We start from the raw sequence: 20,650 nt of genomic DNA, 5'->3' as shown, positions 1-20,650 counted from the left end.
GGTGTATTAAAATTTATATATACCTTGTTTAAATAATAAGATCAAAAATAACCCTTCGATTATCCAGAGTCTTTCAATAATTAATACATTGGGTATAGTTAGTTTTTCATTAATATGATTTAGATTAAATTTAAAATATTCAGAAAAATTTTTCTATACGTTGCTTAATACGACATCTATTTCAGATATTGAGGGTCTTCTTACTTTTAATTGACCACCTACATTTTCTTCTATTTGAACCAGTATTTCTGATCCTGGATTGGTAAAGCCTCTAAATAATTGAATTTCATCAGAAGGCCATTTTTGAATATCGAGAATAGCATTCATATTAAAATCAACATTAACTAACAGCTCTTTATTGTTAAACTCCGAAGTCTTTGCTAATATAAAATCGCCTTCATTAATTTCAAAGTCATTGGAATATAGTTTATTTTGTAAAAAGTCCGTTGCATCCTTTCTTTTTACAACTCTAAACCCCCTAAAAATACTAGGAATATTCCCATGCCTTCTTGAACATCTAGCTAAATCTAATCCATGTTCACATGTTCCTCCTCTCAGAATGGGATAATTTAATAATCTTGAATATTTGATTGGTGATCCTAAATAAGGCCTGTTATAACTTCTAGTCCATTCCTCTACATTTCCTGAAAGGTCATAAATCCCATAAGGAGATATATTATTTTTTATACACTTGACTGGGATAGGAAAAGAATTGAACCTACCTTTAATATTCACATTCTCAAGTATTTTATCATCTCCCCATGGAAACTCTCGATCATCTAAACTCCCTCTAGCAGCTTTTTCCCATTCTGGTTCAGTTGGAAGATCAACGAATTCTCCAGTGGTTTCTGAAACCCAATAACAAAACATCAAAGCATCTTTAAAATCAATATTATATGCTGGTAAATCTAAATCACTATTTATTATATGTTCTTTTATCACTAAGGGAATTGGAATATCGGGATTATTCAGATAAAATTCTTTCATCATTCCAATAGTAACTGGCGCATCAGAGATCCAATAATCATTTAAATATACTTTTTTTTGTGGAACTTCTTTCACTAACCATTCAAGTGGGATTTTATAGTGCTCTACCATTTTAATGAATTCTTCTTTGTTCCACTCCGTTCCAAACTCAAATTCACCTGCTTCTATAAATATGAAATTTAAATTTTCAATCATAATAAAGACTTTCACCTCAATACATATCTCTAGGGTATTAGATTCATTTAAGTTATAAAAATATTCCTAACTAAAAGTCTCCTCCATGAAATGTTCCTCTTCATGAGTCATTCTAAGTCATTTATTGAACCAATTTAATAATTGTTTAGAGAATTCTAAAGTGATTTGTATCGCTAAAATAAGGGGATGGTTGAAGTGCTGGTTAGTTTCGAGAAAAATATGTGCTACTTATGAGATAAAACAAAGACATTCATGCTTAATATTTATAATATTTTGTCAAATACAATTTACCATATTATATATATTAAGTAAACCATTCCTAGGGTTTTTTTGGATTTTTTTATTGTTCTTAAGTTTAGAAGTTATTCAGTGGTTTACTCGCCAGATTATAGAATTGGATTTAATCTTTAATGCTTTGTGAGCTCTTTTTCAGTTTAGTATGAAGAAAAGTATGTGATCTTTATTTTGAGATACGTGAGAAAAATGATTTGATACAGCTGATATCCAGACAGTTTCCCTTTCGTGAATGACTGCCTCTTAAGCCAACAGTTTCGAGGCGCTTTTGATATAATTTTATTGTGTTTTGAAAGCCTTGAATTGAAAACCTTGATCTGAGTGAAGAATGCCTCCTTGAACATCCCATTGAGCTGTTAAACTTTCCACTGTCTTCATCACCAGTTCAAGATCATTTCGCTTTGACAGTTTCTATGGGAATTCTCATTGTTGTAAAGATCTGTATTGCAGAAAGATAATAGAATAGCTATCCACAAGCAATATAGGTAATATCGGTTACATATAACTGATTAGGCCGGTTGGTTTGAAAATCTCGGTTAAGCTGGTTTGGCAGAACAACCGATGCTTTTCTTCCAAAGTAACGCCGTTTTTTTTCGAATGATCGATTGGATGTTCATATCTTTCATTAATCTGTAAACACGCTTATGGTTGATACAGAAGCCTTCTTTCTTTAAAGCGACAGTGATCCGAGGGTATCCATAGAATGGGCGTGAATGATGAATGCCATGATGTGCTCTTTTATGATCTGATCTCTCTGTTCCCTTGCCATTCGAATCCTTTGAGTGTTGCACCATTTCTAGTATCCCGACCGTGACACTTTGGCGATACATACCAGCTACGTAATTGGATAACGGTCCTTCAATTCGTGAACTGCTTCAAATCGGGCTACCTTCAAAATCCGTCCTTCCCATGCAGATTTGGATAACGCTTTTTTAGGTGATTCGACCTGTGCATTTTAAATAATCTCGTACTTCCTCAACACTTTTAAACGTTGCCTTAAGGAGTCCAGTAAAAGGATTGCCTGACTTTGTATCTTTTCCCCTTTGATCACCAGAAGACTAGCCTTCCCGATCCAAATTTTTGAGCTGAGTTGAACTCCGAAGCCCTAATTCTTCTGATAACATATTATAGCTTTTATTTCCTTCCTCATACATTTTGGCAGCTTTCATCTTAAATTCTTTCATGCAGTGCTGAAAGTGTTGCCCTTTTTTCGCCATAAAAAACCCCCTCCACGTATAGTGTACAGCCACTTTAGAAAAGTGGGCTTTTTACACTGTCTACATTAGAGGGGATAATATCAGCTGTGGTGTCTTTTTTTACACTTTTCTGATCGTAAAAAATTTCCGCAGAAGCCATGGGCCCGGCGTAAAGCCCAGCGTTAACTGCCAAGCGCCAATAGCCTGCAATCTGTATTCACGGACGATCTGCATCTTCCGGCTCATGCTTCTGACATCCTCAAACCATACCTCATGCGTCCGTCCCTGCTGATCACTGTACCGGAAAAACGGTGATTGATATTCGGCTGAATATTGTATCGGAGCTTGGTACCTCATCGCTCTTTCGATTGCGTTTTGATTTGAAATCGCTGAAGCAACTGTGCCCGGCTGGTACGGTATGATCCAGTCGTACCCGTAGAGCGGGACTCCGATAATGATTTTTCTGCTCGGCACCTGCGCAATCGTAAACTCAATGGTTCTCCTTATTTCAGTAATCGGCGCTACAGGACCCGGCTCACTTCCGGCATGATGCCAATCATAAGCCATGATAAACATATAATTGACAACCGCTCCTATCCCCCCGTAATCGTAGCCCCTCAGCCATGGGATATTATCACTTGTTTTTGCAGGAACAGCTATCGTCAGCACATACCCTCCCGCCTGAAGTCGATCTCTCAGCTGGCGTAAAAATCCAGTGAAAAGATCGCGATCCGCGGCGCTCACCTGCTCAAAATCGATTGTGACACCGCCATATCCCCTTGTGGAAACTAAGTCATAAATGTTGTTGACCAGATTGGTTCTCGCTGTCGGATTGTTTAGCACTTGGTGAACAATCTCCGTACTGAAGCCTCCTGATGTAAGGTTCGTAATTGTTGCCAGCGGCGTGACTCGTCTTTGCCAAGTTGTCTCAATAGCGGCCGCATCATTCAATTGGTTTGCAATGTCGCCGTTCGGTGCAATATGGTATTCGAAAATCGAAATCGAAGACGAGTATGGCGCATAATCATTGATTAATTCCCGATCGAGGTCTGGGTTTCGGAGCACATAAAAACTCAATGTCCCCGCAATGTAATTTGAGATCGAAGGAATCGTTATTTTTGCTCCCGCTTGTAAAGCATTTGGGCTGATGCCCGGATTGGCGGCTCGCAGTCGCTCTAATGGCACAAACGCTTTGGCTGCAATGGCGGTAAACGTATCTCCCGGCTGGACTGTATATACATAAAGAGGGATAAGCAGAGCCTGCCCCGGCACGATATTCGTTTCATCTAAACCATTCACACCCCGTATTTGATCAACAGAAGCACCGTATCTTCTGCCTATTGAAAACAAAGAATCACCAGGCCCGACGATATGGATAAACATGTTTAACCCCCATTATTCGTTAGTCAAACCATCATAAAATCTTATTAACGGGGCCTCTCAGATATGTGGTGAATACATAAAAAAATACCAAGGGTTCTGCTCCCCCTTGGTACCGGATCATAAAAATCAATTCTCTTTGCCTTCTTCAAGCACATGCTTCAAATGCTCACAGTCATGATTGAAATGAGCCAGCACATGCTGTTTGGCTGCTTCTTTGTTTTTCTTTTTCACTTCTTCAAATATCCTGCGGTGCTCACGCAGTATCGTTTCTGCACGGTGGTCGCCGGTATAATTAAGGATTCTGCAAAAATGAATCAGGTCATTTACATGCTCAAGCAAATTTTTCAAATGTCTGTTATGGCTGAAATCAACCAGCAGCTCATGAAATTTTTGATTTAAACGAATGATTTCCGTATCTTCCGTGCCGTTGTGAATCGCCTTCTCTGTTTCTTCAAGCTGTTTTTGGAGTATGGTCAGCTCTTCTTCGTCCGCTTCATCTATGACTAATTCGACTGCCAGCTGCTCCAGCGGAATTCTGATTTTATAAATCTCATCTACATCTTTTGCCGTTAATGACGTGATCGAAAACCCATTTCGGTCATCTGCTTTTAACAAACCATCTTTCTCAAGCAATCGCATGGCTTCCCTTATCGGAGAGCGGCTGACGCCAAAGCTTTTCGCCAGCTGTGTTTCGTTTATCCGTTCCCCAGGCTTAAAAGTCCCGTTAAAGATCATTTTTTTTAGCTGGTTATAAAATTGCAGGTAGTAGGGAGTCGGCTTATCTAATTTAAAATCGTCCATATATAATACCTCTTTTGAATATATTCAAGGGCTTTTCTTCATCAAAATCATATAACAGATGGTAATGGGAAGCAACAAACTGCCTTGTCAGATCCCTGAATTTGAGGTACGATATGTTTGCTGAACGACGGTCGACGGACTACTGGCAACTGAAAAAACGTCGTGTTTTTCTTCGTCAATAGGACACCATACCTCCGCCAGAATAGCGCACGTTTACATTTTTACATCTTTTCAATGGAGGAAAAAATATGCTCATTATTCTTGTTATGTTTCTTCTAGGAATTATTTTAGGCTTTATTGGCGCCGGTGGAGCCGGCTTTGTCATTGCCCTTTTAACGCTTCTTTTCCATATCCCGATTCATACGGCTTTAGGCACTTCACTTGCCGGCATGGCTTTTACAAGCTTATCAGGGGCATACAGCCACTATCGCGAGGGCAACATTCAAATGAAAATCGGCTTAATAGTCGGAGGCTTTGCTGCAGTTGGCTCATTTTTCGGCGCCAAGCTGACATCTTTTATTCCGGCTGATTTGCTTCATTATTTGACGGCTGGAATGTTATTTTTATCAGCAATTCTCATTTTAATCAGATTATTTATTTTAAAAGAGAAGGCTCAAGTGAATCAAAGCACTCTTTCAACGTATACGAGAGCGGTCATCTTAGGAATTGCAGCCGGCGTTCTTTCCGGCACATTCGGCATTGGGTCGGCACCTTTTATTCAAATTGGTTTAATGATTATGCTGAATCTGTCCATTCGCCATTCTGTCGGAACGACGATGCTTGTGATCATCCCTCTGGCTGTAGGTGGAGGGATCGGATATATCACAGAAGGTTTTGTTGATTACGTTTTGCTTGTCAAAGTTCTGGTCGGGACAATGTGCGGTGCCTATGTAGGCGCGAAATTCACCAACCTCATGCCAAAGGTGGTGTTGAAATCAGCCATCTTTTTGACTCCGGCGATTGCAGGCCTGCTGTTGTTATTCTAAATAAAACAAAAAACCTGACGTCATGTCAGGTTTTTTTATGAATTCTGCCCTACTCGTTCTTTGGTTAATCCAAAAAACGCCAGTGAGCCGATGACAGCTGTCACAAACATGATCGCCCCCATCGGAACAGCTGTTGTCTCATTAATGCCTACAAGCGGTGACACGATTGAACCGAGGAGCAGCGGAAGCATTCCAAGCAGCGCACTTGCACTTCCGGCGCGGTGCCCCTGCTTTTCCATGGCCAGGGTAAACGTGCTGGTCAGAACCATGCCGATCGTAATCATGTAAATGAAAATGGATATGACTAATGTAGCAAGAGGACCGTGAATCATGGTCATGGTTAATAGCACAGCCGTCGCAATCACAGCCGTAATGACCGCTATACGAAGCAGGCTTTTTTCATGAATGATTCCGCCAAAGCGCCCGATGATAAAGCTGCCCGATATAATCGCCAGCCCGTTAATGCCAAAAAGAATACTAAATACCTGCGGAGACACCCCGTAGATATCCTGGTATACAAAAGGCGTACCAGACACATATGCAAAGCTTCCCCCGTGAATAAATCCGACAGTTAACGCGTACCCCATAAAGGATCGATCCTTCAGCAGGCTGCACATCGTTTTGACGGATGTTCCGATTGAGCTTGGAATCCGTTTTTCCGGCGGAAGCGTTTCTTTTAACCTCAATGCAATCAGAAGAACTAGTAAAAATCCGATGATCATGAGAACGTGAAAAATTGTATGCCACGTTGCGAACGGCAAAAGCAAAATGGCACCGCCTGTCATTGGCGCAACCATTGGCGCCACCGCGGTAATAACCATTAACAGCGAGAAAAATTTAGAAAGCTCTCTTCCGGTAAACACATCGCGGACGATTGCGCGAGACAGCACAAGCCCTGCAGAAGCAGTGAAGCCCTGTAAAAAACGCGCAGCCACTAAAGTTGTTATATTGGGCGACAGTGCACAAAACAGAGAAGATAACGCAAATAAAAAGATACAGATTAATAGCGGTTTTCGTCTTCCCTGCGCATCGCTGACCGGCCCGACAATCAGCTGGCCGATCGTAAGCCCGACCAGACAGGCTGTTAAACTTAACTGAACAAGTGAAGCACTTGCTGATAAATCTTCCGCGATTTCAGGAAAACTTGGCAAATACATATCTATATTAAGCGGGCCCAATATAGCAAGCATGCCGAGCAGAAACGCTAGTGCCAAGCGTTCTTTTCCAGTTGGATTGTGCAGCATGTTATCAAACCTTCCCTTCAACCTAGTCCCTTATATAATGGATGTCAGCTCCAACAATGGATTGAAGCTGTGAAACATTTGTATATTGTATCATAACTTTCAGCCTGTGAAAGCCGCTTGAGCACGTGCTCGGCAAAGTGATATTCCGAACACCTATAAATGGAATGATGCAGGGAATCATCGTGACCAGCATCATCTGAAGAAGCGGCCAGCTTTTTATCTAAGTTCTAGCCTAGCGAATTTTATACGCTGGGAGGTTTTTCTAGAGTGCAAATGGCTTGCAAGATGAAATCAATCGTTGTATATTAATTGATATGTCAATCATTGATATATCAATTAATAGTTTTGACAGGAAAGAAGGGATGGGTTTTGGCGTCATTTTGTTCAGAGGAAGCCGAGATTTTATATCAGCTGCAAGGCGTGAACAAGGTGATTGGCGTGAAGTTCGAGGCATGCACGGGCATCAGCCAATCTCGTTTGGAATTGCTGACATTGCTTTATCATGCAGATGAGATCAGTCAAAGCGACCTTCAAAAAAAAGTAAATATTGATAGCGCAGCCGTTACCAGACATCTGAAACAGCTGGAAGCCAAAGGCATGGTATCAAGGCGGCGCAAGCCTGAGGACAACCGCATCACCCTTGTTCGGTTAACAGACCAAGGAAGAGAGCGAATTGAGTCTTCTAAGAAGGAAAAGGAGCGTTTCATGAAGGAAATGCTCGCAAATGTAAGCGCAGAAGAACGCCGCCTGCTCATTGATGTGCTGGCGCGCATGCGAAACAATATAAATAATATCGAAGCTTAAGAGGAGTGTATCAACATGATCAAAACAAACGATTTTATGGAAATTATGAAAGGCCGCCGTTCTATCCGCAACTATGATCCGGCAGTAAAAATCAGCAAAGAAGAAATGACAGAGATCTTAGAGGAAGCAACAACTGCCCCATCTTCTGTTAACGCGCAGCCATGGCGTTTTCTTGTCATTGACAGCCCGGAAGGAAAAGAAAAGCTCGCACCGCTTGCAAGCTTTAACCAAACACAGGTCACAACATCATCTGCTGTCATCGCTGTATTTGCAGACATGAACAATGCAGACTACTTAGAAGAAATCTATTCAAAAGCCGTGGAACTTGGTTACATGCCGCAGGAGGTCAAAGACAGACAAATCGCTGCGCTGACCGCACATTTTGAAAAGCTTCCGGCACAGGTCAACCGTGAAACGATCCTGATTGACGGAGGTCTCGTTTCCATGCAGCTGATGCTGACTGCACGCGCGCATGGCTACGATACAAACCCGATCGGCGGATACGATAAAGAAAACATCGCGGAAACCTTCGGATTAGATAAAGAACGTTATGTACCGGTTATGCTACTTTCTATCGGAAAAGCAGCAGACGAAGGCTATGCTTCCTACCGTCTGCCGATTGATACAATTGCAGAATGGAAATAAAACAAAGAGCCCGGGAATGTTTTCCGGGCTCTTTGTTTTTAAGTACAGCCGCCGTTTGCGTCTGACCTTTTTGGGTAACACGTCTAAAGTTAGTCGTTTAGTCATGAAAAAAGAGTGATGACCATTCATCACTCTTCTCTCGAATATTCTTTTCCTTTCTTCCTGCCGAACGGCCACCAGTTTCCTTCTCCAAAGGTTGCAATGATTGCCGGGATGAAGAGCGGAAGTATGACAAGGCCGTAAAGCAAGAGCCCGATGATGATAACACTTGCCACCTGCATCAGTGTATTGACACCTGAAGGCATCATCGCCGCGAACGTACCGGCCAATATAATGGCAGCTGTAATAATGACAGATCCCATTTTGCTCATTGACCTGACGACACCTTGCTCAATGCCAAGGTGCACCTCTTCCTTAAATCGATCCAGCAAGAAGATCGAATAATCTACCCCTAACGCGATCAAGATGACAAAGCTGAAGAATGGCACTGCCCAGCTGACACCCGCGTTTCCTAAGCCGTTTACAAAAATTAATTCTGTTATGGATATCGACGTATAGTACGTCAGCAGCAATGACGCGATCATATAAATCGGCATGATCATTGAGCGGAACAAAATGGTTAACACGATAAACAGGCCTATAATCATAATCACCATTGTTCTGGAGAAGTCCGTTGTGGACAGCTCCTTTAAGTCCGCATTCATACTCGTGACCCCGCCGTATACGATCTGTGCATCCTCCAAAGGAGTGCCGTCAACTTCGTTTGCGACAGCTTTTTTGATTTGGTTTATTGTCGCAATAGCTTGTTCTGAGTACGGATTTGAATCCAGAACGACACTTAATTGAACACCTTTGCCGTCTGCAAAGGAATACTGGTCAATTGACTTCTTAAAGTCTTTGTCCTTCATTACTTGATCAGGAATGAATATGCCTGTATCTCTTACAGTTGGACTTTTGCTCATGTCCTCTAACATATCACTGGAAGCTGTAATACCGTCAGAGACTTTCGTCAGGCCCTGATTTGCGCTCCTCACGCCTTCGGACAGCTTCTTTAGGCTTTCTGTCAGCGTTCCGGCTTGTGCCTGCTGGCCTGAGAGCTGCTGGTTCGCTTGTTCAAGACCGGTTTGAATCTGGCCAAGCTGTCCGCTGATTGCCGTAAGCTGCTGCACGGTCTGTGCGGTATTGCCGGTTTGGGAAATCTGTTTGCTCACGAGCTGCAGCTGCTGATTGATTTTGCCCAAGCCATCTGCCGCATCGCCCAGTGAACCGCCAGACCCTCCATTTGAGGCCGAGCCGGTTTGTCCTGCCATTTGATTCAGTCCGTTTTCTATATCCGTTAATCCGCTTTGGACATCGGCAATCCCTTTTACCGTCTTATCCAGCCCGTCTGAAACCGATCCTAGCTGGTTATCAATATATAAATCTTTGATTTTTTTACCAGTCGGCTGCGTGATGGTCATGACAGAGTCAACATGATCGACTTTCTCGATCGCTTTGCTGATGTTTCCGAGATAAGGGATTGTATCAGCTGTTGTAAGATCTTTCTCTCCTTTTACGACAACATTGATCGGGAACGCTTTTCCTTCCCCGAATCCATCCTTAATGGCCTCGAGAGCTTTTATAGATTTATAATCGCTGCTGATTTCCGCAGTTGAGTCGAATGAAATCTGGTCATCATAGGTCAAGATGAACGGAAGCGTGATAATGACCGTGATGACTATAAACAGAAACGGACGGGCGACGGAATGCCTGCCGAGAAACGCCCATAATTTGTTATCACTGTGCGACAGCACTTTCTTAGAAGGCCAGAATAATTTTTCACCCAGCGTCACCATAAATAATGGCAGCAGTGTGTAGAGGATGATCATTAAAATTCCCACACCGACTGCTACCCCTACTGCGGATTGGAAAATCGCAAACTTCGCAAATCCTAAGGCGGAAAATCCGATTAATACCGCGAATCCGCTGATAAATAAGGTTTTTCCCCCTGTGCGGTAAGCGATAAGCGCCGCTTCTTTTTTATCATGCCCGTTTGCCAATTCTTCACGGAATCGTGTAAGAAGCAGTATGCAGTAATCTGTTCCAATGCCGAACAGGATCGCGACTAAGAAGGTTTGCGTAAACGTCGAGATTGGAAAATCAACATTGTATACAAGGATGCCCAGTATGGATTGACTGATCAGATAAGAAAAACCGACAACCACAATCGGGATAAAAGGCGTCACAACAGATCGGAACACGATCAACAGTAAACCGATGATCAGGCAGACTGTGATCACTTCCGTTTTCTTAAGCCCTTCCTCTGAGCTGTGAGCGAAATCCTGGTTGATAAGGGAAGCTCCCGTAATATATGCGGTCAAATCATCAGGAACGATTTGATAAATCTCGTCCGCAATTTTTTCCGCCTTTTTATCAGAACCTGTAATCGTGACAGGCATGAGAACGGTTTTCTTGTCTTTCGACATCAACTGGTCTTTGACTTCTTTTTCCGCTGACAGAGGAGATGTTACCTCTTCTACACCGTCGATCTTTTTGATTTTATCGATCATTATCCGGAGCTGATTCTCTGTTTCTTTCTTTAAAGCGTTGTCTAATGTAAAGACAACACTGATCGAATTATTGTCTTCTCCCGCTTGTTTTAAAATGGCGTTTGCCCTTTCTGAAACAGCATCAGCGGGAAGCTGGGCCTGCCCCTTTTGATTGGCCAGCTCCGTTAAGTTCGGAGAAAACAAACTCAAAACGACGGTAAGTGCTAATACTATGGCTGCAATTGCCCACTTGAATTTGATGATTGCTCTCATTCGGCAGAATCTCCTCCTTTAAATTTGCTTTTTAAAATGGTGAATATCTCGATGATGGAATGTAAGTGTTCCTCATCTATATCATCGATCAGCGGTTTGAGCGCGTTAAAGATGGCAGAATCTAACTCTTCTAGTATGTGTTCACCACTGGGTGTAATGTTAATAAGCTTAGAGCGCCTATCACTTTTTTCCGGACAGTCGCCCCATTGAACCAATCCCTTTTCGAGCAGCTTTTTCAGTCTGTTAGAGATCGCGCTCTTATGTACATTTTGGTACATGGCCAGGCTGCCGGGAGATGTTGGGCCCTTGACTTTTAAAATTTTCAACAGGTCTGCCTGTTCCCTTGAGATATGCTTGAAGACATCCTGTTTGATTTCACGATGCACAAATTCTGTCCCTTCAAGCAGGACTTCCACAAACAGGTTTATCGCCTGACATAGCTTTTGTTCATTCAATATCTTCCCCTCCTCATTATAGTTTACCCCGCTAAACTTTATGTTCAATGTCAATTAGTTTATTCCTCTAAACTATATATGTCAACAAATTTTATTCACGGGCAACTCTACATAGGAACTCATGTTCGTGTATAATGAAAGCTATACACACGAAAGGGGGAATTTTAACATGTCAGATTTGGCGTTCAAATTGTATGAATATAACGTCTGGGCCAATCAACAAATATTCAACCGATTAAAAGAGCTTCCAAAAGAGGTATACCATCAGGAAATTCAAAGCGTGTTTCCGTCAATATCCCATGTATTGTCTCATGTTTATCTTTCTGATCTCGGCTGGATTGAAGTGTTTTCCGGCAAAAACTTGAGCGATGCTTTGGCTTTAGCTGAACAGCTTAAAGAACAGACAGAGGCTAAAGAAATAGAGGAAATGGAAGACCTTTTTCTGAGGTTATCCGAGCGCTATATACTATTTTTACAGCAAAAAGAACAGCTCAATAAGCCACTCCAGATTCAAAATCCCTCAAGCGGAATCATGAAAACAACTGTTTCCGAACTGATTCCCCACGTTGTCAATCACGGGACATACCACCGCGGCAATATCACAGCAATGCTGCGGCAGGCAGGCTACGCATCCGCACCGACAGATTACGGGCTCTACCTGTATATGAAAAAAACTGAAAAAGCATAAGAAAGCGGCTCCCTAAATGGAGCCGCTTTTTTCGGGAAATAGTCCAAATCACATTAAAATTCTTTTCATCAATCCTTTTTTAGTAAAAAAGATAGAAATTTTAGTGTTATAATAATCATTAAAAATAGATTGCTGACTCAATAAACAATTTTCAATGGAGGAACACATAAAGTGACAGACGACATGACGAAAGACAATATAAATCAGCAAACGTTGCAGAGAGGCTTGAAAAACAGGCATATCCAGCTCATTGCCATCGGCGGAGCCATTGGGACAGGCTTATTTCTCGGCTCGGGCAAATCGATTCATTTTGCCGGACCTTCGATTTTATTTGCTTATATGATCACAGGGATCATTTGCTTTTTAATTATGAGATCGCTGGGTGAACTGCTGTTATCAAACTTGAACTATCACTCTTTTGTGGATTTTGTACAAGACTACCTAGGCGATATGGCAGCATTTATCACCGGCTGGACATATTGGTTCTGCTGGATTTCCATTGCGATGGCTGATCTGACAGCAGTCGGGCTCTACACTCAATATTGGCTCCCGGGTGTGCCGCAATGGGTGCCTGGCTTAATCGCTCTTATTATTTTACTGATTATGAACCTGGCGACAGTCAAGCTTTTTGGAGAATTAGAATTTTGGTTTGCTTTGATTAAAGTCATTGCCATTTTGGCGTTAATCGTCATTGGCCTTGTGATGATTTTCAAAGGCTTTTCCACAAGCTCAGGAGTGTCCAGCTTCACAAATCTCTGGAGCCACGGAGGCCTGTTCCCGAATGGCATGCACGGGTTTATCCTCTCGTTCCAGATGGTTGTGTTTGCTTTTGTCGGGATTGAGCTTGTCGGGCTTACAGCCGGTGAAACAGAAAACCCTGAAAAAGTAATCCCTAAGGCGATCAACAATATTCCTGTCCGTGTGCTGCTTTTTTATATCGGGGCTCTTCTCGTGATTATGAGCATCTATCCTTGGGATGTCATCAATCCCAGCGAAAGCCCATTCGTACAAGTATTTGTCGCTGTTGGCATCGTCGGGGCTGCAAGTATTATCAACTTTGTTGTGTTGACATCCGCTGCTTCAGCATGCAACAGCGCTGTATTCAGTACAAGCCGTATGGTCTATTCCCTGGCGAAAGATCACAATGCGCCTGAGTCAATGGCGAAACTGACTCAGCGTAAAGTGCCTAGAAATGCTTTATTCTTTTCAGCTATCGTGATTTTAATCGGTGTTACGTTAAACTACATCATGCCAGAAGGCGTATTCACCCTGATCACAAGTATTTCAACCGTATGCTTTATCTACATTTGGGGAATTACGGTCATCTGCCATATGAAATACCGCAAAACAAGACCTGAATTAGCGAAAACAAACAAGTTTAAGCTTCCGCTTTATCCGTTTACAAATTACCTGATTCTTGCGTTCCTGGCGTTTGTTCTGGTTGTGCTGGCACTGGCACAGGATACTCGTGTTTCCTTATTTGTCACACCGGTTTGGTTTATTTTGCTGATTGTGATTTATAAAGTGAGAAAAGCGAAGCATCAATAACACTCGAAACTCCTGCCTCAAAAATGAGAGCAGGAGTTTTTTTGATGAAAATGACCTTTGCTTTTGAATTTGAAGGTATGCTATAGTGTTTGTAATCAAAACAAGAAGGGATGATGGGTGGACAATGATTAACTAATCTTATTTTTACCGTTTGAAATCAATATTTCAAATCAAAAAATAGGATTAGTCTGCCCATTTTCTATATATACGACACTGCTATTTATAAAAAATAGCTTATTTGATCATGCACAGGCACGGCTAATCCTTCCAACACATTTGGGAGGATTTTTTTATTCTCCCTTTAAAGCGAGGGATATGGATGAAAGAGATCGTAACATTAACAAACGTTAGCTATGAAGTAAAGGATCTGACTGTTTTTAAAAAGGTAAATGCCAGTGTTCAGCAAGGAGATATCATTGGGATTATCGGAAAAAACGGCGCTGGGAAATCTACGCTGCTGCACCTCATTCACAATGACTTAGCCCCTGCACAGGGTCAAATCCTTTGGAAGGATATAAAACTGGCTTTGGTTGAACAAGAAACCGCGGCGTATTCCTTTGCGGATCAGACACCTGCCGAAAAGAAGTTACTGGAGAAATGGCATGTGCCTCTTCGTGATTTTCATCAGTTAAGCGGCGGTGAAAAACTGAAAGCGCGGCTGGCGAAAGGACTATCAGAGGATGCAGATCTGCTGCTGTTAGATGAACCAACAAACCACCTTGATGAAAAAAGCTTGCAATTTCTCATCCAACAGCTGAAACATTATAACGGCACTGTGATTCTCGTTTCTCACGATCGATATTTTTTAGACGAAGCCGCAACAAAAATATGGTCGCTTGAGGATCAGACGCTGATTGAATTCAAAGGGAATTACTCCGGGTATATGAAGTTCCGGGAGAAGAAAAGACTCACCCAGCAGCGTGAATATGAAAAGCAGCAAAAAATGGTTGAACGGATTGAAGCACAAATGAATGAGCTCGCTTCTTGGTCGGAAAAAGCCCACGCCCAATCGACGAAAAAGGAAGGGTTTAAAGAATATCACCGGGTAAAAGCGAAGCGTACGGATGCCCAGATTAAATCCAAGCAGAAGCGGCTTGAAAAAGAGCTGGAAAAAGCAAAGGCGGAACCCGTTACCCCAGAATATACAGTCCGCTTTTCAATCGATACAACCCACAAAACAGGAAAACGTTTTTTAGAAGTTCAGAATGTAACAAAAGCGTTTGGAGAAAGGATCCTCTTTAAGAACGCAAACTTTACGATTCAGCACGGCGAAAAGGTTGCGATCATAGGCCCCAATGGCAGCGGAAAAACGACTTTACTGAACATCATTCTGGGACAGGAAACAGCAGAAGGAAGCGTATGGGTGTCGCCGTCAGCAAACATCGGCTATTTAACGCAGGAGGTGTTTGATTTGCCTTTAGAACAAACACCGGAAGAGTTATTTGAGAATGAAACATTCAAAGCAAGGGGGCACGTTCAAAATCTGATGAGGCACTTAGGTTTTACAGCCGCCCAATGGACTGAACCGATCAAGCATATGAGTATGGGTGAGCGTGTAAAGATCAAGCTGATGGCATATATTCTGGAGGAAAAAGACGTGCTGATTTTAGATGAGCCGACAAACCATCTCGACCTGCCGTCACGCGAACAGCTGGAAGAAACACTGTCACAATACAGCGGCACATTGCTGGCGGTTTCACATGACCGATACTTTCTCGAAAAAACAACAAACAGTAAACTCGTCATCTCAAACAACGGCATCGAAAAGCAGTTAAATGACGCCGCTCCTTCTGAAAGAAATGAGCGGGAAGAGCTTCGATTAAAGCTTGAGACAGAAAGACAAGAAGTGCTGGGAAAACTCAGTTTTATGACGCCAAATGATAAAGGGTATAAGGAGCTTGATCAGGCTTTCAATGAGCTTACGAAACGAATAAAAGAGCTGGATCATCAAGACAAAAAAGACTGAGGGTGAAAGTTCAAGCGGCATTGAAAAGGACAACAGCTGTTGTCCTTTTTTCTTTATATTTCAAGCCTTCCCATGACCTTAATGTTTCTAATGATGACTTATAGTACCCTGCCACTGTTTCCAGATAGGCATCTTGTGTTTGGGTAACGTAAGCGAATTTTTTCAGTATAGCTGTTTCCGCATACGTATATTGGTCATGGCATAGCCCATCTTCTGATAAAGATAGACAGCTGTCTCGTTGTGTGCAAACACATGAAGGGCCAACCTTTCCGCACCAAGCTCTCCTGCTCTTTCATCAAGCGTTTGAAGCGCCAATTGAGCAAGTCCTTTTCCGCGAAAGGCTTCATACAATCCAAAGGAATAGATAAACGCTTCCTTTTGCGGATGAAACGGATCAGCATACAGCCAGAGCCAGCCCATTCTTTCTCCTTTGTCATTTGTGATGTTCCAAAAATAATGATTGCTGCTGTCTCGCCCATTCGGAATCATGTTCTCATATGCCTGCTCCGATTTCTCAAATGCCTCTTTTTCCGTCCAAGTTCCTGACGTTGTGTTTTGTTTCGCATAATTTTGCACGGACATCCCGCGAAAGGCTTCGAACTCTTCCTCAGTCATGTCTTCCAAAGTGAATGCCATCCTGTATTCCTCCTTTATAAAAAAAGCCCAGCTGATGCCGGACGAATAACACAGAAATGGAGCTCTATTTTACTGATTCAGTTAATTCCTGGACTTTCAATTATTCGATAAGAAAAGGAGATTTCCTGCAAATGGGCTTGTTCTTAAACATTAGAAAAGCTTACGTGTAACTCCCCATGATGATCATGATAGAAACAATCAAACAAATCATCGCTGGTATCGCCATGATGACCGATTGTCTTGCTCGAAACATATGCGCATGAATGGCTCCCGCCATGAGAACGACAAACAGAACACCTGCTCCAATCGTTGCATACCAATTCCAAATTCCCGCTGTCATAGCAAGTGCCCCGGCTATTTCAAGAATGCCAGTAACAGTCAGAAACCATAATGGATATTGATAATGCCGCCAATGCTCAACTTGAAAGGGAACGCGGCTTACCTTTATGATGCCTCCCGCAAGCATAAAAACTGCCAAACTGACTTTCGTAATAATAGATATCATCTTACGTCATTCCCTTTCGGAAGCATCCCGTATATTAAAAGATTCACAACCTCTGCTGCGAGGCTTGCCGGATCTTTGATTCCGGTTAACAAAAATGAATCGGTTAAATGTTCAATCATGCCGACCAAACACTCAGCGACAGTTTCCATATCCAGTTCAGAGTGAAAATAGCCAAGCCGCTGTTCTGCTTCTAAGTTCTCTTTCAAAACCATCGCCAAGTCTTTTTTCATTTGTTTTGCTTCCGGGTTGAGAAAAAAGCCGATCTTGGTTAAATCCTTGTCCTCAGCCAAAAATTGAAAAACAGTCTCTACAACTAGCAGTACCCGTTTTGATACATCCTCCGTGTTTAATCCGTTTTCCAGAAGAAGTGACTCTGTCAGCTTTCTGACTCGAGCGTGAAAATCGGTTATTAACTCGGCAAAGATGGCTTCTTTGCTTTGAAAGTACAGGTAAAATGAAGGCTGCGTGAACCCAGCTTTTTTCACAATTTCACTTACCTTCGCGTCATGGAATCCCCGAATCGAAAATTCATTAGCGGCAGCTTTGAGTAACCGTTTCCGGCTTTCTTCTCCTTTACGTCCTTTTTTACTTTTCAACGAGGACCACCCCCAAAAATAATACTCGCAAGTAATGTTACTAACGAGTATTATTTCATGTCATTTGCTTCATTGTCAATGATTTCAATCTGACCCTGTTTGCCAGCTTCCTTTATTAAAGGGTCTCAGTATTTCGAATAACTGAATCAATTCATTAATTACTGTATCAATGGCTTTTTATTCACTGATAAGTATTTGCCAAATAGATTGACATTCAGGCTGTGACAAACTTTATTCTTTTTTTAACGAGCACCACTCCGGGGCCAGATAGAGTTTTGCCCGCAAATGCAAGGAACAATTGGGTGCAGCGACGCATAATGTACTGTACAGAATGATGGAAGGGTGTGATGGGATGCCGTCTACAATAATCAACCTATATTATTTAAAGATCAACAGTATTTCGGGCAATGGTTCAATTACAATAGGTGAAGCCGCGCATAACAGCCATACCGCAAATAATAAATCCCAAGGGATCAACTCCTCTTTCGGTGATACATCACCTGCAGAATCAATCATGGAAAACTTCTTAAATGATCCTGATGTCAACGATCAGACAGAACTCGGAAACTCTGATACTACCAATATGAATGCTCCTCCGCTTCCAGTACCGCCAATTTTAGATTAAAAGGAGTTTCGCTATGCCATACCAAATTAACATCGCAAATATTAAGGTGAACGGCGTCACACAAAACGGAAATATTGATGTCGGTCCAACCGTACACAACAGCCATACAGCGAACAGCAAATACTTTGGGGCAAACTTTTCTCTAGGGGATTTTTCGCCTTCTTCTTCTCTTTTAAATACTGGGAACCTCGATACTGATATCAGTGATCAAGACCAAATTGGAAACCCTTCTGCACCGATTTCAAACCAAATTTAAGGAGGATCCTAGATGGATCTCGAAAAAATGAGAAAGTGGCTTGAGATTACAAATGAATATAAGCAAAATGACTTTTGGACAAATGTGCTCAAGTATAAAGCCCCGGAACAATTTTTTAATACCAACACCTATACGCTCGTTTACGACTTTTATCAAGATGAAGAAGATAATTTTATCATTGTGGAAATGCCCGGTGTGTATGAGGAAGAATTAACGATCCGTTTACTATCTAAAACCCAGCTGCTGATCAAAGGAACGATCACGCCTGTTTTTCCAGCCGAAATGGAAGTGCTGCGTGAACGGTATTACGGAGAAATTGAGCGAATCATTCAGCTTCCCGAAGCCACTGAATCTCATTTGTTACAGATTCAGCTGTTAAACGGGCTTCTGCACATTTCGTACCCAAGACAAGTTGGAACCATTGCGTTCAATAAGGGGCTTTAAGATTGATTTTCCTTCATTCCTTATCCATAGGGACTGATATATGGTCTTTATATTGATCCACATAAATATCCCCATTACCCAGCAGCACTGCGTACACGGTCTCTTTCACCTTTATGTCTCTTTTTCGCAATTCCTCCAAAAGCCAGGATTCCGTCAAACGATTCTGCTTTAAATTATTCTCAATGATTTCTCCGTCCATAATAAGCTCTATCGGAAGCCTGTGTTCTTGGTTTACCGCAATCATTAAATCCTGTTTGGTCACATGCCGGAATTGCGGTTTTCTTAACACAGTCAGCTGACCATTCGTTTCAAGAATGGCAAAAAGAACTTCTTCGATATTAAATATTTCTTTTTCCCGTAATTGCTGATTTAAATAATCAAGTGTGTAACGCATTTTCCTCATATTTGATTCAAGTATCTATCTTCCCGTTTTGAATCAGCACTGTTGGATCTCCGGCAAAAAATTTCCTCAGCTTCCTGTTCTTTATCGACAGAAACGAAATTAGAAAAATGGTTAGCACAAAAATACTAAACGAAATGGCCATATTGTGCGGTTTTATTGAAGTATTGTAAGCTAATCCGGCAGCAATCGCCCCTAGTGTGATCGCCGCAATAAAATCAAAAATCGTCATTTGAGAGATTGTCTGTTTGCCTAAAATTCGTTCTGCGATTAACAGCAAGCCAAAGCTGGCAACCGTTCTAATGACAACTTCAAGTTCAATCATGTTATGGCGCTCCCCGCTTCCCAGATTGTTTCGGCCAAAAGACTCCTGCTGCTTTCATTGTTTGGCTTAATATATCCATCTATACCAAAAATATTGTTCGGTTCAGGACAGAATGAACCAACTGCCTTTCGGATATATTAAATTGCGATTGGCCGGAAGGAAAGCCAGTCCCATGACAAATCTAATTCATCATTGGTCAGGTGGTAGCATGAATTTCACTTGGGAATCTCTTGTTCTCATTGTAGCCGGAGTCATCTTGCTGAGAATTTCAGGAATGAAATCAATCGCACAAATGCCTTCAACTCAAACGGTTGTCATGATTTCAATCGGAACTATTATCGTGCAGCCAATCATCAAGTACAGCCTCTTCAAAACATTAATTGCGGCGGCAATTTTCACAATAACTTATAGAATGGATCCAAATGAGATCGAACTTCATTGAAATTGACCGGAAAAGCAAAAGTTGTTATTGAAAACGGACAGCTTCATATCGAAAACTTAAAGAAGATGAGACTTACAGTTGATCAACTTGAAATGCATCTACGGCTTCACGGCGTTTCGGCTATACAAGATGTCAAAATTGCGACATTAGAGGCAAACGGGCAATTAGGAATAGAATTAACTGATGACGCCAAACCCTTAACAGTCAGGGATCTGAAAAAACTCATTCACCCGGATTTCATAAATAAGGACGGACAAGCCCATTTGTCTAGCAATCAGAATATTTTTGATGAAATTGGCAAAAAGAATAAAAAAACATCCCTAAAAAACTGCATTAACAAAAGGCACTTGGAGAATTTTGCAGGTTTTTGTCTCTCACTGAATGTTTTTGCCGTTTTGTTTAAGCAATTGCTGCTCACACACCATATT

General features: G+C 41.8%; 20 protein-coding genes and 2 pseudogenes. 10 read left to right on the top strand and 12 right to left on the bottom strand.

The window, feature by feature from the left end; genetic code table 11:
* Positions 1 to 153: 153 nt before the first annotated feature.
* The 5 genes from KXZ66_RS03045 to KXZ66_RS03025 all read right to left on the bottom strand — a co-directional run bounded on the left by KXZ66_RS03045 (position 154) and on the right by KXZ66_RS03025 (position 4,856).
* Positions 154 to 1,182 (bottom strand): formylglycine-generating enzyme family protein, encoded by a 1,029-nt coding sequence (locus tag KXZ66_RS03045; RefSeq protein WP_219144792.1) that lies wholly within the window; start codon positions 1,180 to 1,182, stop codon positions 154 to 156.
* Between the two features lie 830 nt (positions 1,183 to 2,012).
* A complete protein-coding gene (locus KXZ66_RS22790; RefSeq protein ID WP_219144791.1) occupies positions 2,013 to 2,270 on the bottom strand; it encodes an IS3 family transposase in 258 nt (85 codons plus the stop codon).
* Positions 2,271 to 2,534: 264 nt separating this feature from the next.
* On the bottom strand, positions 2,535 to 2,693 hold the full coding sequence (locus KXZ66_RS03035; RefSeq protein WP_219144790.1) for a hypothetical protein: 159 nt from the start codon (positions 2,691 to 2,693) through the stop codon (positions 2,535 to 2,537).
* 99 nt (positions 2,694 to 2,792) lie between these two features.
* Positions 2,793 to 4,055: a glycoside hydrolase family 18 protein gene (locus tag KXZ66_RS03030; RefSeq protein WP_120027834.1), complete on the bottom strand. Its 1,263-nt coding sequence runs from the start codon at positions 4,053 to 4,055 to the stop codon at positions 2,793 to 2,795.
* 126 nt (positions 4,056 to 4,181) lie between these two features.
* Positions 4,182 to 4,856, bottom strand: a complete 675-nt coding sequence (locus KXZ66_RS03025; protein WP_120027833.1) for a GntR family transcriptional regulator — start codon at positions 4,854 to 4,856, stop codon at positions 4,182 to 4,184.
* Positions 4,857 to 5,104: 248 nt separating this feature from the next.
* On the opposite strand from KXZ66_RS03025, the gene KXZ66_RS03020 reads away from it, so the two are divergent.
* Entirely contained in the window at positions 5,105 to 5,842 is a 738-nt protein-coding gene (locus KXZ66_RS03020) for a sulfite exporter TauE/SafE family protein (protein WP_003234130.1), read from the top strand.
* 35 nt (positions 5,843 to 5,877) lie between these two features.
* Here KXZ66_RS03020 and KXZ66_RS03015 read toward each other — a convergent pair whose 3' ends face one another.
* Complete coding sequence (locus KXZ66_RS03015) at positions 5,878 to 7,086, bottom strand: Bcr/CflA family efflux MFS transporter (protein ID WP_167568894.1); 1,209 nt, start codon at positions 7,084 to 7,086, stop codon at positions 5,878 to 5,880.
* A 309-nt stretch (positions 7,087 to 7,395) separates the two neighbouring features.
* On the opposite strand from KXZ66_RS03015, the gene KXZ66_RS03010 reads away from it, so the two are divergent.
* Together KXZ66_RS03010 and KXZ66_RS03005 are read left to right on the top strand one after the other, a co-directional pair.
* A complete protein-coding gene (locus KXZ66_RS03010; protein WP_167568892.1) occupies positions 7,396 to 7,890 on the top strand; it encodes a MarR family transcriptional regulator in 495 nt (164 codons plus the stop codon).
* A gap of 15 nt (positions 7,891 to 7,905) precedes the next feature.
* Positions 7,906 to 8,535 (top strand): nitroreductase family protein, encoded by a 630-nt coding sequence (locus KXZ66_RS03005; RefSeq protein ID WP_003234135.1) that lies wholly within the window; start codon positions 7,906 to 7,908, stop codon positions 8,533 to 8,535.
* Positions 8,536 to 8,663: 128 nt separating this feature from the next.
* Here KXZ66_RS03005 and KXZ66_RS03000 read toward each other — a convergent pair whose 3' ends face one another.
* Together KXZ66_RS03000 and KXZ66_RS02995 are read right to left on the bottom strand one after the other, a co-directional pair.
* Positions 8,664 to 11,336 carry an MMPL family transporter gene (locus KXZ66_RS03000; protein WP_219144789.1) on the bottom strand — a complete coding sequence of 891 codons (2,673 nt, stop codon included), beginning with the start codon at positions 11,334 to 11,336 and terminating at the stop codon, positions 8,664 to 8,666.
* Complete coding sequence (locus tag KXZ66_RS02995; RefSeq protein WP_219144788.1) at positions 11,333 to 11,791, bottom strand: MarR family transcriptional regulator; 459 nt, start codon at positions 11,789 to 11,791, stop codon at positions 11,333 to 11,335. The genes KXZ66_RS03000 and KXZ66_RS02995 overlap by 4 nt, the downstream gene beginning before the upstream one ends.
* 169 nt (positions 11,792 to 11,960) lie before the next feature.
* Here KXZ66_RS02995 and dinB point away from each other — a divergent pair, with 169 nt between their 5' ends.
* The 3 genes from dinB (at position 11,961) to vmlR (ending at position 15,993) form a co-directional block, all read left to right on the top strand.
* A complete protein-coding gene (gene dinB, locus KXZ66_RS02990) occupies positions 11,961 to 12,479 on the top strand; it encodes a damage-inducible protein DinB (protein WP_219144787.1) in 519 nt (172 codons plus the stop codon).
* Between the two features lie 171 nt (positions 12,480 to 12,650).
* Positions 12,651 to 14,027 carry an amino acid permease gene (locus tag KXZ66_RS02985; RefSeq protein ID WP_014475969.1) on the top strand — a complete coding sequence of 459 codons (1,377 nt, stop codon included), beginning with the start codon at positions 12,651 to 12,653 and terminating at the stop codon, positions 14,025 to 14,027.
* Positions 14,028 to 14,346: 319 nt separating this feature from the next.
* The gene (gene vmlR / locus KXZ66_RS02980; protein WP_219144786.1) at positions 14,347 to 15,993 is read left to right on the top strand and encodes an ABC-F type ribosomal protection protein VmlR; all 1,647 of its coding nucleotides are present in this window, start codon (positions 14,347 to 14,349) and stop codon (positions 15,991 to 15,993) included.
* 162 nt (positions 15,994 to 16,155) lie between these two features.
* Here vmlR and KXZ66_RS02975 read toward each other — a convergent pair whose 3' ends face one another.
* The 3 genes from KXZ66_RS02975 to KXZ66_RS02965 form a co-directional block, all read right to left on the bottom strand.
* Positions 16,156 to 16,629: a GNAT family N-acetyltransferase gene (locus KXZ66_RS02975; protein ID WP_219144785.1), complete on the bottom strand. Its 474-nt coding sequence runs from the start codon at positions 16,627 to 16,629 to the stop codon at positions 16,156 to 16,158.
* 160 nt (positions 16,630 to 16,789) lie between these two features.
* Positions 16,790 to 17,134, bottom strand: coding sequence for a DoxX family protein (locus KXZ66_RS02970; protein WP_219144784.1), 345 nt, complete (start codon positions 17,132 to 17,134; stop codon positions 16,790 to 16,792).
* On the bottom strand, positions 17,131 to 17,730 hold the full coding sequence (locus KXZ66_RS02965; protein ID WP_219144783.1) for a TetR/AcrR family transcriptional regulator: 600 nt from the start codon (positions 17,728 to 17,730) through the stop codon (positions 17,131 to 17,133). The genes KXZ66_RS02970 and KXZ66_RS02965 overlap by 4 nt, the downstream gene beginning before the upstream one ends.
* Positions 17,731 to 18,082: 352 nt before the next feature.
* Here KXZ66_RS02965 and KXZ66_RS02960 point away from each other — a divergent pair, with 352 nt between their 5' ends.
* From KXZ66_RS02960 to cotP, 3 genes are read left to right on the top strand one after another with little or no spacing between them, the layout of a single operon-like run.
* Entirely contained in the window at positions 18,083 to 18,355 is a 273-nt protein-coding gene (locus tag KXZ66_RS02960; RefSeq protein WP_021481644.1) for a spore germination protein, read from the top strand.
* A 13-nt stretch (positions 18,356 to 18,368) separates the two neighbouring features.
* Positions 18,369 to 18,611, top strand: a complete 243-nt coding sequence (locus KXZ66_RS02955) for a spore germination protein (protein ID WP_014475957.1) — start codon at positions 18,369 to 18,371, stop codon at positions 18,609 to 18,611.
* 12 nt (positions 18,612 to 18,623) lie between these two features.
* A complete protein-coding gene (gene cotP / locus KXZ66_RS02950; protein ID WP_046160102.1) occupies positions 18,624 to 19,055 on the top strand; it encodes a spore coat protein CotP in 432 nt (143 codons plus the stop codon).
* A 13-nt stretch (positions 19,056 to 19,068) separates the two neighbouring features.
* Here the strand turns inward: cotP and KXZ66_RS02945 are convergent.
* A pseudogene (locus tag KXZ66_RS02945) lies at positions 19,069 to 19,780 on the bottom strand (DUF421 domain-containing protein).
* Between the two features lie 208 nt (positions 19,781 to 19,988).
* Between KXZ66_RS02945 and KXZ66_RS02940 the strand changes: the two are divergent.
* Positions 19,989 to 20,559, top strand: a pseudogene (locus tag KXZ66_RS02940) (DUF421 domain-containing protein).
* Positions 20,560 to 20,650 lie beyond the last annotated feature (91 nt).

It is taken from the genome of Bacillus sp. LJBS17 (genome assembly GCF_019334685.1).
GTDB classification, from domain to species: domain Bacteria; phylum Bacillota; class Bacilli; order Bacillales; family Bacillaceae; genus Bacillus; species Bacillus subtilis.
Note: the sequence above shows the minus strand (reverse complement) of the source record. Positions and strands in the feature narration are given on the sequence as shown.

Coding starts and splice junctions, on each gene's coding strand:
- KXZ66_RS03045 (WP_219144792.1), bottom strand. CDS start 1,182: ATGATTGAAAATTTAAATTTCATATTTATAGAAGCAGGTGAATTTGAG.
- KXZ66_RS22790 (WP_219144791.1), bottom strand. CDS start 2,270: ATGGTGCAACACTCAAAGGATTCGAATGGCAAGGGAACAGAGAGATCA.
- KXZ66_RS03035 (WP_219144790.1), bottom strand. CDS start 2,693: ATGGCGAAAAAAGGGCAACACTTTCAGCACTGCATGAAAGAATTTAAG.
- KXZ66_RS03030 (WP_120027834.1), bottom strand. CDS start 4,055: ATGTTTATCCATATCGTCGGGCCTGGTGATTCTTTGTTTTCAATAGGC.
- KXZ66_RS03025 (WP_120027833.1), bottom strand. CDS start 4,856: ATGGACGATTTTAAATTAGATAAGCCGACTCCCTACTACCTGCAATTT.
- KXZ66_RS03020 (WP_003234130.1), top strand. CDS start 5,105: ATGCTCATTATTCTTGTTATGTTTCTTCTAGGAATTATTTTAGGCTTT.
- KXZ66_RS03015 (WP_167568894.1), bottom strand. CDS start 7,086: ATGCTGCACAATCCAACTGGAAAAGAACGCTTGGCACTAGCGTTTCTG.
- KXZ66_RS03005 (WP_003234135.1), top strand. CDS start 7,906: ATGATCAAAACAAACGATTTTATGGAAATTATGAAAGGCCGCCGTTCT.
- KXZ66_RS03000 (WP_219144789.1), bottom strand. CDS start 11,336: ATGAGAGCAATCATCAAATTCAAGTGGGCAATTGCAGCCATAGTATTA.
- dinB (WP_219144787.1), top strand. CDS start 11,961: ATGTCAGATTTGGCGTTCAAATTGTATGAATATAACGTCTGGGCCAAT.
- vmlR (WP_219144786.1), top strand. CDS start 14,347: ATGAAAGAGATCGTAACATTAACAAACGTTAGCTATGAAGTAAAGGAT.
- KXZ66_RS02975 (WP_219144785.1), bottom strand. CDS start 16,629: ATGGCATTCACTTTGGAAGACATGACTGAGGAAGAGTTCGAAGCCTTT.
- KXZ66_RS02970 (WP_219144784.1), bottom strand. CDS start 17,134: ATGATATCTATTATTACGAAAGTCAGTTTGGCAGTTTTTATGCTTGCG.
- KXZ66_RS02960 (WP_021481644.1), top strand. CDS start 18,083: ATGCCGTCTACAATAATCAACCTATATTATTTAAAGATCAACAGTATT.
- KXZ66_RS02955 (WP_014475957.1), top strand. CDS start 18,369: ATGCCATACCAAATTAACATCGCAAATATTAAGGTGAACGGCGTCACA.
- cotP (WP_046160102.1), top strand. CDS start 18,624: ATGGATCTCGAAAAAATGAGAAAGTGGCTTGAGATTACAAATGAATAT.